Annotated in this window: 10 protein-coding genes and 1 pseudogene; 7 read left to right on the top strand and 4 right to left on the bottom strand. The window is 63.8% G+C overall.

The window, feature by feature from the left end; translation table 11 throughout:
- A pseudogene (locus tag AB4Y81_RS14900) lies at window positions 1-881 on the bottom strand (HNH endonuclease signature motif containing protein); the annotation flags it as partial.
- Window positions 882-959: 78 nt separating this feature from the next.
- A complete protein-coding gene (locus tag AB4Y81_RS14895) occupies window positions 960-1,592 on the bottom strand; it encodes an SACE_7040 family transcriptional regulator (RefSeq protein WP_441996166.1) in 633 nt (210 codons plus the stop codon).
- Between the two features lie 140 nt (window positions 1,593-1,732).
- Here AB4Y81_RS14895 and AB4Y81_RS14890 point away from each other — a divergent pair, with 140 nt between their 5' ends.
- The 7 genes from AB4Y81_RS14890 to AB4Y81_RS14860 are packed head-to-tail and all read left to right on the top strand — an operon-like array spanning window position 1,733 to window position 9,647.
- Window positions 1,733-3,343, top strand: a complete 1,611-nt coding sequence (locus tag AB4Y81_RS14890) for a carboxyl transferase domain-containing protein (RefSeq protein ID WP_441996165.1) — start codon at window positions 1,733-1,735, stop codon at window positions 3,341-3,343.
- Between the two features lie 2 nt (window positions 3,344-3,345).
- Window positions 3,346-5,556, top strand: a complete 2,211-nt coding sequence (locus tag AB4Y81_RS14885; RefSeq protein ID WP_441996164.1) for an ATP-binding protein — start codon at window positions 3,346-3,348, stop codon at window positions 5,554-5,556.
- A complete protein-coding gene (locus AB4Y81_RS14880; RefSeq protein ID WP_039240561.1) occupies window positions 5,553-6,716 on the top strand; it encodes an acyl-CoA dehydrogenase family protein in 1,164 nt (387 codons plus the stop codon). Before AB4Y81_RS14885 ends, AB4Y81_RS14880 begins: the two co-directional genes overlap by 4 nt.
- A gap of 38 nt (window positions 6,717-6,754) precedes the next feature.
- Window positions 6,755-7,537 (top strand): CoA transferase subunit A, encoded by a 783-nt coding sequence (locus tag AB4Y81_RS14875; protein ID WP_441996163.1) that lies wholly within the window; start codon window positions 6,755-6,757, stop codon window positions 7,535-7,537.
- Complete coding sequence (locus AB4Y81_RS14870; protein ID WP_055977977.1) at window positions 7,537-8,289, top strand: CoA transferase subunit B; 753 nt, start codon at window positions 7,537-7,539, stop codon at window positions 8,287-8,289. The genes AB4Y81_RS14875 and AB4Y81_RS14870 overlap by 1 nt, the downstream gene beginning before the upstream one ends.
- Window positions 8,286-8,780: a MaoC family dehydratase gene (locus AB4Y81_RS14865; RefSeq protein ID WP_018779012.1), complete on the top strand. Its 495-nt coding sequence runs from the start codon at window positions 8,286-8,288 to the stop codon at window positions 8,778-8,780. The genes AB4Y81_RS14870 and AB4Y81_RS14865 overlap by 4 nt, the downstream gene beginning before the upstream one ends.
- Window positions 8,781-8,819: 39 nt before the next feature.
- On the top strand, window positions 8,820-9,647 hold the full coding sequence (locus AB4Y81_RS14860; protein WP_055977974.1) for an HpcH/HpaI aldolase/citrate lyase family protein: 828 nt from the start codon (window positions 8,820-8,822) through the stop codon (window positions 9,645-9,647).
- An 86-nt stretch (window positions 9,648-9,733) separates the two neighbouring features.
- Here the strand turns inward: AB4Y81_RS14860 and AB4Y81_RS14855 are convergent, their stop codons facing one another.
- A complete protein-coding gene (locus AB4Y81_RS14855; protein ID WP_441996162.1) occupies window positions 9,734-10,855 on the bottom strand; it encodes a Gfo/Idh/MocA family protein in 1,122 nt (373 codons plus the stop codon).
- Window positions 10,840-11,541: a ThuA domain-containing protein gene (locus AB4Y81_RS14850; RefSeq protein ID WP_018779015.1), complete on the bottom strand. Its 702-nt coding sequence runs from the start codon at window positions 11,539-11,541 to the stop codon at window positions 10,840-10,842. Before AB4Y81_RS14850 ends, AB4Y81_RS14855 begins: the two co-directional genes overlap by 16 nt.
- Between the last annotated feature and the right edge of the window lie 31 nt (window positions 11,542-11,572).

The following is an 11,572-nucleotide window of genomic DNA, read 5'->3' as shown; positions in this document are numbered from 1 at the left end:
TGTTCCATGCCGGTGAGGGTGTCCGGGTCGGTGAAGTGTTGGGCTTTGTCCAGGGCGGTGCTGATGATCGTCGCGGACCGGGACGGGACCTGTCCGGTGTGGAGGGCCTCGGCGAGTCTTTGACGACGGGCCGGGATTTCCTGGCCGGTCATTCCGGCCCCGGGCAGGACATCGTTCGCGAGGGCGAGCCTGCGCCGTGCTTCGCCGATCCCGATCCTCAACCGGGCCCGGAGGAACTCCGCCGCGTTCCGGTACCCATCATCCAAAACACTGCCACCACCACCAGCACCAGCACCACCCGCTTTGACGGTGCTTCCGGGGGCTGCTTCACCCGTACCACCACCGGATCCACCGCCGACGCCACCTTCTGACTCACCGGCGGGCTCGGTCCACCCCGTCCGCCATTCCTGGGCGCCGGACGCCGGGGACTGTCCGGGCTGCTGTGCCGGCACCGCACGCTGCGCCTCCGTCCGGGTCCGCTCCACAGCCTGCGCCGCAACGACCTGGAGGTACTCGATCGACCGCGAGATGTCCTCGATCCTGCCGGCAAGGTCAGCAGCCTGCGCTAGATCGAACAAGGGTGCCTGCTCGGCAAACGACAACCGTGCGGTGTCCAGAAGAGCCTGTCCGTCCTCAAGAAGTGCCGCGAGATCCGGCCCCGCAGGCGCAGCAGGTTTCCCGCCGTCGGAACCCCTGGAGGTGGTGCCCTCGCGGCTGAGTAGTCCAACGCCGTGGAAGTGGCCGATAGCGGTGGCTACCGCCGTCGAACCCTTGATCCACTGGAAGTTGCCTGGGGATTGCCGTGAGCAGCTCGCGGTCAGGGCAGCGACAGCAGGTGACGACGCCACTCGCGCTGCTGTCAGTTGCCCCAAAGCTTCCATGCATAAAGCTTTTCACCAGGGTCTGACATTATTAGCGCTTCACCCTGTCGGCTGCTCCGCGTTCCGGAAACTGCACACTCAGGCAGATGTCAGCGCCGCCAAGGCCATCTGCTCCAGTATGGGCCTGGCTGATTTCACTGCGATCCTGCGGCCGTGATGCCGGACCGAATGCGGGGTGGAGTTGATCAACCCGAAGGCTGCGTGTGCCCGGACGCGCAGGCCTGCGATGTCCGCGTCGGCATGAATCCGGGCCAGAACATCCACCCAGGTCTCTACATAACTGCGTTGCAGGGAGCGGACCTCGGCCTGGTCTGCCTCAGTGAGGCTGGCGAAATCACGGTCCTGTACCCGGATGACATCCGGATTGCTCAGGGCGAAGTCCACCTGGAATTTCACCAGGGCTTTCAGGGCGTCCGATGGGCTGCCGGCTTCCGCAACAACGCGACGGCCGCCCTCCAGGAGGTCGCGGCTGACACTGAGGAGCAGTTCACCCAGAACCGCCTGTTTTCCCGGAAAGTGCCGGTACACCGCCGGTCCGCTTACACCGGCCGCGGCTCCCAGGTCTTCCAGGGATACGCGGCTGAATCCGTTGTCCGCGAAGAGTCCGGCTGCGGCTGACAGCAGTGCCAACCGGCGGAGCTCTTTGGCTTGGCTCCGCTGGGTTGTGGCGGCACGGGAGCCTTCGGCGTGTGCTTCCGGGCTTGCTGTCATGGTGTCCTCCCCGTGCCCGTCCCAACGCAGGCGGCAGGAGCTCCGCCGTGCTGGACATGTCAGTTAATAAAGACTAACCTAAATTTCAGTTACATGGCACTAACCGAAATGGCCGTGGGCCGGGAATGGAACAGGGGTCGATGGTGACAATTGCCAGCCTGACGGGAGCTGCCGCCGGCACCTTCGAGGCCAACCAGGAGGCACAGCGTGCCCTGGTGGGGGAACTGAAGGAGCGCCTCGCCACGGCAGCATTGGGTGGACCGGCTAAATCCCGGGAGCGGCACGTTGCCCGGGGAAAGCTCCTGCCGAGGGAGCGCATTGATTTCCTGTTGGATGAGGGCAGCCCGTTCCTTGAGATCGCGCCTCTTGCCGCCAATGGCATGTACAACGACGATTCACCCGGCGCCGGGGTGATCGCCGGCATCGGCCTGGTCCATGGCCGGCACGTCCTGGTGATCTCCAATGATGCGACGGTCAAGGGCGGTACGTACTACCCGATGACCGTGAAGAAGCACCTCAGGGCCCAAGAGATTGCCCTGGAGAACAAGCTTCCGTGCATCTACCTGGTGGATTCCGGGGGAGCGTTCCTGCCCAAGCAGGACGAGGTCTTCCCGGACAAGGAACACTTTGGCCGGATCTTCTACAACCAGGCCAGGATGTCTGCGGCCAAGATCCCACAGATCGCCTCCGTGATGGGCTCCTGCACTGCCGGCGGTGCCTACGTCCCGGCAATGAGCGACGAAACAGTCATCGTCCGCAACCAAGGCACCATCTTTTTGGGTGGGCCCCCGCTGGTCAAAGCAGCCATCGGCGAGATCGTCACAGCGGAGGAACTGGGCGGTGGCGACGTCCACTCAAGGATCTCCGGGGTCACCGATCACCTGGCCGAGAACGACCAGCATGCGCTGGAAATCGTCCGGGACATCGTAGCGACGTTGCCGAAGCCGGCGCAGCCGGCCTGGGACGTGCTCGACGTCGTCCTGCCGCCCGTCGTCGACCCCTCGGAGATCTACGGTGTGGTTCCCACGGACGTCAACGCCCAATATGACGTCCGGGAAGTCATCGCACGCCTCGTGGACGGTTCCGAATTCCATGAGTTCAAGAAGAACTATGGCACCACCCTGGTGACCGGTTTCGCGCACCTGCATGGCCACCCCGTGGGAATCGTGGCCAACAACGGAGTCCTTTTCAGCGAGTCGTCGTTGAAGGGTGCCCACTTCATTGAGCTGTGCGATCAGCGGGGCATTCCCTTGGTCTTCCTCCAGAATCTCTCCGGGTTCATGGTGGGAAAGGACTACGAACAGGGCGGCATCGCCAAGAACGGCGCCAAGATGGTCACGGCAGTGGCGACGGCCCGGGTGCCGAAACTGACCGTGGTGATCGGCGGCTCCTTCGGCGCGGGAAACTACTCCATGTGCGGCCGGGCTTATTCGCCGCGTTTCCTCTGGATGTGGCCCGCGGCCCGCATCTCCGTCATGGGCGGAAACCAGGCCTCCAGCGTCCTGGCAACAGTCAAAAGGGACCAATACGAGGCCGCCGGCCAGGAATGGTCCGTCGAGGACGAGGAAGCCTTCAAGGCCCCCATCAAGCAGCAGTACGAGGACCAGGGCAGCCCCTACTACTCCACCGCCCGGCTGTGGGATGACGGCATTATCGACCCCGCTGACACGCGGCGGGTTCTGGGCATGGCCCTCGACGTCGTTTCCCGCCCGCCACTGCCGGAGACCTCTTTCGGCCTCTTCAGGATGTGACCATGACCCTGCCAACAACAGCCACAGAACCAACAACAGCCACAGAACCCACAGTCTCAGCGCAGACCTTTTCGGCCGTCCTCGTTGCCAACCGAGGTGAGATCGCGTGCCGTGTCATCCGAACCCTAAGGGACATGGGCATCCGCTCAGTCGCCGTCTATTCGGAAGTGGACAAGGACGCCAAACACGTCAGCCTGGCGGATACGGCCGTCGCCATTGGCGGAACGTCACCTGCGGACAGCTACTTGAAGATCGACGCCATCATTGACGCGTGCCGCCGCAGCGGAGCGGAGGCCGTTCATCCGGGCTACGGCTTCCTGTCCGAGAACGTAGCGTTCGCCAAAGCGTTGGACGCTGCCGGCATCACGTTCATCGGACCCGGTATCGGTGCCATCGAAGTGATGGGAGACAAGATCCGGTCCAAGAACCACGTAATGGCCTACGACGTTCCCTGCGTTCCCGGCATCGCCAAGCCCGGACTCACTGACCAGGATCTCATTGATGCAGCCTCCGACGTCGGCTTCCCGCTCCTGATCAAGCCATCGGCAGGCGGCGGCGGCAAGGGCATGCACGTGGTGGAACGGGCCGAGGACATGGCCTCCACGCTTCTGACGGCGAGGCGCGTCGCAGCGTCCGCTTTCGGTGACGACACTCTCTTCCTGGAACGGCTCATCCGGGCTCCCCGGCACATCGAAGTGCAGGTCCTGGCCGACAATCATGGAAATGTCATCCACCTCGGCGAGCGCGAATGTTCCCTGCAGCGCCGGCACCAAAAGGTCATTGAAGAAGCTCCCTCCGCGCTTTTCGAATCACTGGCGGACGGCGCTGCCCACAGGGCGCGGATCGGCGAGGCGGCCTGCAACGCAGCGCGTTCGGTCAATTACAGCGGCGCGGGAACCGTCGAGTTCCTGGTGTCCGACGAACATCCGGATGAGTTCTTCTTCATGGAGATGAACACCCGGCTGCAGGTGGAGCATCCCGTCACTGAGCTGGTCACGGGAATCGACCTCGTTGAATGGCAGGTGAGGATCGCCGCCGGTGAGGTGCTCACCGTGGCGCAGTCCGACGTCGTACTGCAAGGTCATGCCGTGGAGGCGCGGGTGTACGCGGAGGTGCCCGAGCGGAACTTCATGCCGTCGATGGGGCGCATCGTGGCACTCGCTGAGCATGGCGCGGCGGACGCCGCGGTGTCCGGTCAGCAGCAGGCCCATGCCAATGTGCGGATCGACTCCGCCATGCGGGACGGGCTGCAGATCACGGGTGACTACGATCCCATGCTCGCCAAAGTCATCGCGTGGGGAGCGGACAGGGCCGCCGCACTGGACACGCTGGATGCTGCGCTGGGCCGTTACACCTTGCTGGGCGTGGACACGAACGTCGAGTACCTTCGACTCCTGATCAACGACGCCGATGTCCGTGCCGGGCACCTCGACACCGGGTTGATTGAACGCAAGCTGCCGTCCATGGAGTTCCGGCACGCAGGCCCCAAGGAACTGATCGCGGCCGCCCTCACGCTGTGGCTTGACCGCCCGGCCCCGGCGCTCGCAGGAGACGCGTGGAAGAGCGCCGACGCTTGGCGGGTCGGGGCTCCCGGTGCCTGGACCGCGACCTTCGGCGTCCCAGGCGCCGCCATGGCTACGGTCGCCGTCACCGAAAAGGCCGGCACCGTGACGGCAAGGGTCGACGACGGCGAACCGGTGGGCGTGCGGGTGGCCGACCGCAGCGGGACCGGGATAACCCTGGAGTTCGACGGCGGTCAGGTCACCTATGCGGTGGCCACGGCGGACGCAGCACGGGAGATCTTCGTGGGCAACGATGGCTGGTCCTGCCGGCTTGAGGTCCTTGACCGGGCCGGGCGCCTGCAACGGATGCTCGCGGGGATCCAGCGCGTCGAAGGAGCAGCCGATCCGGAAGTGCGCTCGCCCATGCCGGGGACGGTGGTTTCCGTGTCCGTGGCCAACGGTGACGTGGTCGAGGAAGGACAGGTCCTCCTGGCTGTTGAAGCCATGAAGATGGAGCACCAACTTGTGGCGTCCGTCGCCGGAACCGTCCACCTCACCAGCAAACCCGGCGATCTGGTCAAAGCCGACCAGGTGCTCGCCACCATCCATGCAGCGGCCGCCGCAGAAGACACGGCCAACGCGGGCCGCGACACCAACAACGGCCGGAACCCAGACAAGAGCCAGAACCCAGACAAGGAAGTCCAGCCATGAGCACGTTTGAACTGACAGAGGAATACCAGGACCTCAGCGATTCCGTCAGGGAGTTCGCCGACGAGGTAGTAGCCCCTGTCTCCGCCAAGCACGACGAAGAGCACAGTTTCCCTTACGAAGTGGTCAAGCAGATGGGGGAGATGGGCCTGTTCGGCCTGCCGTTCCCCGAAGAATTCGGCGGGATGGGCGGAGATTACTTCGCGCTCGCCTTGGCGTTGGAACAGTTGGGGCGCGTAGACCAGTCCGTGGCCATCACTTTGGAAGCCGGAGTATCGCTGGGGGCCATGCCGGTTTACCGCTTCGGCACCGAAGAACAGAAGCAGGAGTGGCTGCCGCAGCTGGCATCCGGCCGGTCCTTGGCCGGTTTCGGGTTGACCGAGCGTGAAGCCGGATCCGACGCCGGCGGCACCAAGACCAACGCCCACCTGGAAAACGGCGAGTGGGTCATCAACGGCAACAAGGAGTTCATTACCAACTCCGGCACGGACATCACCACCTTGGTCACCGTCACGGCAGTGACAGGCCGGAAAGAGAACGCCGACGGCAGCACCAAGAAGGAGATCTCCACCATCCTGGTGCCGACGGACACGCCGGGGTTTACCGCAGAAAAGCCCTATAACAAGGTGGGGTGGAACGCGTCGGACACCCACCCGCTGACCCTGGACAACGTCAGGGTTCCCGAAGCCAATCTCTTGGGCGAGCGCGGCCGCGGCTATGCCAACTTCCTCTCCATCCTGGATGAGGGCCGGATCGCCATCGCTGCCCTGGCCACGGGTGCGGCCCAAGGTTGCGTGGACCTGTCCGTGAAGTACGCCAAGGAGCGCAGCGCGTTCGGACAGAACATCGGCAAGTACCAGGCCATCCAGTTCAAGATCGCCCGCATGCAGGCCAGGGCCCACACAGCCCGCCTTGCCTACTACGACGCCGCCGCGAGGATGCTGGCGGGCAAGCCGTTCAAGACCGAAGCAGCCATAGCTAAGATGGTCGCAGGCGAGGCAGCCATGGACAACGCGCGGGACGCCACCCAGGTGTTCGGCGGCTATGGCTTCATCAACGAATTCACGGTGGCACGCCATTACCGCGACTCCAAGATCCTTGAGATCGGCGAAGGCACCACCGAAGTCCAGTTGATGCTCATCGCCCGCGAGCTGGGTCTGTAACCGTACGTTGGGTCGGCAGTGGCAGGGAAGGATCAAGGATGATTGACAAGGTTGTTGCCAGCGCCGCCGTAGCGGTGAAGGACATCCCGGACGGAGCCTCGCTCGCGGTAGGGGGCTTTGGCTTATGCGGTATCCCCGTTTCCCTGATTGAAGCCCTTCATCAGCAGGGAACCACGGACCTGGAAACTGTCAGCAACAACTGCGGCGTGGACGATTGGGGCCTGGGAATCCTCCTCAAGGACGGCCGCATCCGCCGCACCATCAGTTCGTACGTGGGCGAGAACAAGGAGTTTGCCCGGCAGTATCTGGCGGGGGAGCTTGAAGTTGTCCTCACCCCGCAGGGCACCTTGGCGGAGAAGCTGCGCGCCGGCGGCGCAGGCATCCCGGCCTTTTATACCAAGGCCGGCGTGGGAACCCAGGTGTCCGAAGGCGGCCTCCCGCAAAAGTACGACGCCGAAGGCAACGTTGCGATTGCTTCGGCGCCGAAGGAGGTGCGGGCTTTCAAGGACGGCGACTACGTCCTGGAAGAGTCTTTGACCCCGGACTTCGGGCTGGTCCATGCCTGGAAGGGGGACCGCCACGGCAACCTTGTTTTCCATGCGACGGCCATGAACTTCAACCCTCTCTGTGCCATGGCAGCCCGGGTGACGATTGCCGAGGTCGAGGAACTCGTGGAACCGGGGGAGTTGGATCCGGAGCACATCCACACGCCGGGTATCTTCGTTCAGCGGGTCGTCGTAGCAGGAACGGCGGAGAAACGGATCGAAAAGCGCACCGTCGCGTTGACCTCCGCAACAAGCGGACAGACAGGAGCTTCATGATGGCCGACAACACATATCAGGACTTACCGCCACGTCCCGAAGCAGTACGGCACGAGTACCGGCGGGCCGACGTCGAACACCACGAAGCAAAAGGCTGGACCCGCAACGAACTGGCCGCCCGCGTGGCCAAGGAACTGGTCAACGGACAGTACGTGAACCTGGGAATCGGGATGCCCACCCTGATCCCCAACTACATCCCGGACGGAGTGGAGGTCATCCTCCACTCCGAGAACGGCATCCTCGGAGTTGGCCCGTACCCTACCGAGGACAGGGTCGATCCCGACCTCATCAATGCCGGCAAGGAGACCGTGACAACCAACCCGGGTGCTGCGTTCTTCGACTCGGCGTCCTCGTTCGGCATGATCCGCGGCGGACACGTGGACGTGGCGGTCCTGGGAGCGATGGAGGTCGCTGCCAACGGCGATCTTGCCAACTGGATGATCCCCGGCAAGATGGTCAAAGGCATGGGCGGCGCCATGGACCTGGTGTTCGGTGCCAAGAAGGTCATCGTCATGATGGAGCACGTCGACCGCAACGGCCGGCCAAAGATTGTCCCGAGCTGCACGCTTCCCCTCACCGGCAAGGGCTGTGTGGACAGGATCATCACGGACCTGGCGGTGATCGACGTCGTCAAGGACGAGGGGGATCCGCGGTTGGTGTTGCGCGAGCTCGCCCCGAACGTCACCCTTGACGACGTCCTGGCGGCCACAGGCGCCGAGCTGTTCGAAGAGGACCAGGAGCTCACTGTATGACGCGGGTCGTGGAACAACGCGGACTCTACTTCGACGAACTCGAAGAAGGCGTGATCTACGCCCACAAGCCCGGCCGCACCGTCACGGAGACGGACAACGTTCTCTTCACCACGTTGACCATGAACACCCAGGCGCTCCATCTGGATGCTGCCTGGAGTTCCGGACAGCCGTTCGGTCAGCGCCTCATGAATTCCATGTTCACGCTGTCTACCATGGTGGGGCAGTCGGTGACACAGCTGACGCAGGGGACCATCATTGCCCAGTTGGGGCTGACGGATGTCACGTTCCCGCACCCGCTGTATCACGGGGATACGCTGTACACGGAAACGGTGATCACGGGAAAGCGTTTGTCTTCGTCCCGGCCCGGACAGGGCGTGGTGACCATGCAGCACACGGGCCGCAACCAGGACGGTACCGTGGTAGCCCTGGCCACCCGCACCTGCCTGATGTGGACCAAGGAAGCGCACGCCGCGAACCTCGCCGACCATTAGTACGCGCAGCAATCAGCACGCCCAGCAGCAAGGAAATCCATGCACTCTCCCTTCACCATGGGCCCGGCCCTCCTCTTCTGCCCCGCCGACCGGCCGGAGCGTTTCGGCAAGGCCGCGGACCGCGCGGACGCGGTCATCCTGGACTTCGAGGATGCCGTGGCTCCCGCGGACAAGCCCGGGGCCCGTGATGCTGTTTTGAAGCAGCTGGGTGCCGGGGAACTGGACCCCCAACGGACCATAGTGCGCGTGAATCCAGTGGGAACCCGTGACTTCGAACTCGATCTCCAGGCCTTGGAACAGACGCCGTACCGGACGGTCATGCTGGCCAAAGCAGAAAGCGGAGAACAGCTGCGGGCGCTGGCCGGCTACAGCGTCATCGCTCTGTGTGAAACCGCATCAGGCATCGTTAATGCTTCCGCCATCGCGGCTGAGCCCAACACCGTTGCCATGATGTGGGGTGCGGAGGACCTCCTGGCTTCCTTGGGCGGACTCTCCAGCAGGAACGACGACGGCGGCTACCGCGCTGTCGCACTGCACGCGCGCTCCACTGTGCTGCTCGCAGCCAAAGCCGCCGGCAAGGAAGCAATCGACTCCGTGTACGTGAACATCCCGGACTTGGCGGGCCTGCTGACCGAGTCCGCAGACGCGGTGGCCAGCGGATTCGGGGCGAAGGCGTGCATCCACCCCAACCAGGTGGCCGTGGTCCGGGAGGCTTATGCGCCTGCCCCCGAAGCTGTTGCCCAAGCCGAAGAACTCCTCGAAGCAGCGGCCGCCGCAGGCTCAGGTGTGTTCCAGTTCAAGGGCAAGATGATCGACGGACCCATTCTCAAGCATGCGGAAGCGACGCTGCGCCGGGCCAGGCGTTAAACAGAACCGGCCCTTGTTGCGCAGCCACCGTAGACCGGTGGGCTGGGTGAACAAGGGCCGGATTCGTGTGCGTCCGCTATGACGCCTTAGGCGTGGACCGCCGTCGCGAGTTCAGTGAGCTCGACGGCAGCGGGCCTGGCAACCGTGCTCTTGATGACTTCGGCCTTCCCGCTCTTGGCCGAGGCCAGTACCGATTCCATGACGTCCAGTGCATGGAAGGCCAACTGGCCACCGGCCCGCGGTTCCTCACCGGCGGGAGTCGCGGCGAGGTCTGCGATGCCGAAGCCGCGGCCCGAGTCCTTGTAGCCCGCAGAAACCGGGAGGGTTTCCCAGTCCTCGGCGCCAAGGGCGAAGAGCTGCACATCCCCGTCGAAATGGTTGGGATCCGGGACGATCAACGACCCCTTTTCGCCGTGGATTTCGATGTTCGGGCTCTTGGTCTTCACGGCGTCGAAGCTCATGAAGAGCGTGGACAGGGCCCCGGAAGCGTGGACCAGTACTCCGGTGACGTGGGACTCGATGTCCACCGGGACCTTCTGCCCTTCCCGCGGACCTGAGCCGATGGTGCGTTCGTTTCGGGTATGGCTGGCCGCCCCCACCACCGACACCACGGGCCCCAGCAACGTGACCAATGCGGATACGTAGTACGGCCCCATGTCCAGCAGGGGCCCACCACCGGGCTGGTAGTAGAAGTCGGGGTTCGGGTGCCAGCGTTCGTGTCCGGGAGTTGCCATCGTGGCCGTGGCGGAAACCGGTGCACCGATCAGTCCGTCGTCGATCGCCTTGCGGGCAGTTTGAATACCGGTACCCAGGACGGTGTCCGGTGCACAGCCAACCAAGACACCCGCGGCGGACGCAGCCTCAATTACCTCCTTGGCCTCAGTAGTTGTGGCTGCGAGGGGCTTTTCGCCGTACACCGATTTGCCGGCGGCGATTGCCTTGAGTGCGATCTCCGCGTGAGCAGCCGGGATGGTCAGGTTCAGCACCAGCTCGACATCATCCGCTGCCAAAAGCCCGTCCACACTCAGCGCCCTGACGCCCTCGTAGGAGTCGGCCACAGCCTGCGCCCTTGCGGGATCAAGGTCTGCCACGGCCACCAGATTCACCGAATCCAGCCGGCGGAAGTTTGCCAGGTACTGGGCAATGATGGCGCCGCAGCCGATGATGCCGACGTTGAGCGGCTTGGCGGGGTTCAGCGGGATGCCCACAGCATTCCCCTTTCGATGATGGTGCGGACGTTGCTGTCCTGCAGGATTTCCACCCTGTGGCCGGGGGTGCAGACGAAGATTTTGCCCTTGCCCCACTGGCGTGTCCAGATGGCCGGCGAGGTAACCTCGCGGTTCCAAGGATCCCACTCACGTACCTTTTGGGTGGTGGTGGCCAGGACATCAACGTAGTCGTCGCTCAAAACCCAGTACTGCTCCGTGACGAGGTCAAAATCGCCAATTCCCTGGGTAATGGGGTGTTCGGCGGCGGCGGGCAGCATGTTCACCGTGTAGGGAACATAATTGTCCGATTGCTCCCCGGTCTGTTCGTCCGAGTGCTTACCCGGGTGGCAGGCGAACTGGCCACCGATGAGATGGAGGTAATCGGAGTTGTTGCGGTAGGAATCGGCGATTCCGCCGTGCCAGCCGGCCAGTCCCGTGCCGTTTTCGACGGCGGTCCGCAGCCCTTGGAACTCGTCCTTCTCGATGGTGGACATGGTCATGCATTGGACGATCAGGTCCACACCGGCCATATATTCAGCGTCGGCATATATCTTGGGTGACTCTTCGACGCGGACGTCGTAGCCGTTGTCCCGCAAGTAGGGGAGGAAAAGCTCCGTGGCCTCGATTGGCTGGTGTCCATCCCAGCCGCCGCGGACCACCAACGCGGTCTTGTTATTGCTTGTCATGGTTTCCTTCGTATCGGGGCGTGTTCGTTGG

Origin of the sequence: Paenarthrobacter sp. TAF1 (assembly GCF_052113825.1) — a bacterium.
Taxonomy (GTDB): Bacteria; Actinomycetota; Actinomycetes; order Actinomycetales; family Micrococcaceae; genus Arthrobacter; species Arthrobacter nicotinovorans.
Note: the sequence above shows the minus strand (reverse complement) of the source record. Positions and strands in the feature narration are given on the sequence as shown.

Coding starts and splice junctions, on each gene's coding strand:
- AB4Y81_RS14865 (WP_018779012.1), top strand. CDS start 8,286: ATGACGCGGGTCGTGGAACAACGCGGACTCTACTTCGACGAACTCGAA.
- AB4Y81_RS14850 (WP_018779015.1), bottom strand. CDS start 11,541: ATGACAAGCAATAACAAGACCGCGTTGGTGGTCCGCGGCGGCTGGGAT.
- AB4Y81_RS14875 (WP_441996163.1), top strand. CDS start 6,755: ATGATTGACAAGGTTGTTGCCAGCGCCGCCGTAGCGGTGAAGGACATC.
- AB4Y81_RS14885 (WP_441996164.1), top strand. CDS start 3,346: ATGACCCTGCCAACAACAGCCACAGAACCAACAACAGCCACAGAACCC.
- AB4Y81_RS14880 (WP_039240561.1), top strand. CDS start 5,553: ATGAGCACGTTTGAACTGACAGAGGAATACCAGGACCTCAGCGATTCC.
- AB4Y81_RS14860 (WP_055977974.1), top strand. CDS start 8,820: ATGCACTCTCCCTTCACCATGGGCCCGGCCCTCCTCTTCTGCCCCGCC.
- AB4Y81_RS14890 (WP_441996165.1), top strand. CDS start 1,733: ATGGTGACAATTGCCAGCCTGACGGGAGCTGCCGCCGGCACCTTCGAG.
- AB4Y81_RS14895 (WP_441996166.1), bottom strand. CDS start 1,592: ATGACAGCAAGCCCGGAAGCACACGCCGAAGGCTCCCGTGCCGCCACA.
- AB4Y81_RS14870 (WP_055977977.1), top strand. CDS start 7,537: ATGGCCGACAACACATATCAGGACTTACCGCCACGTCCCGAAGCAGTA.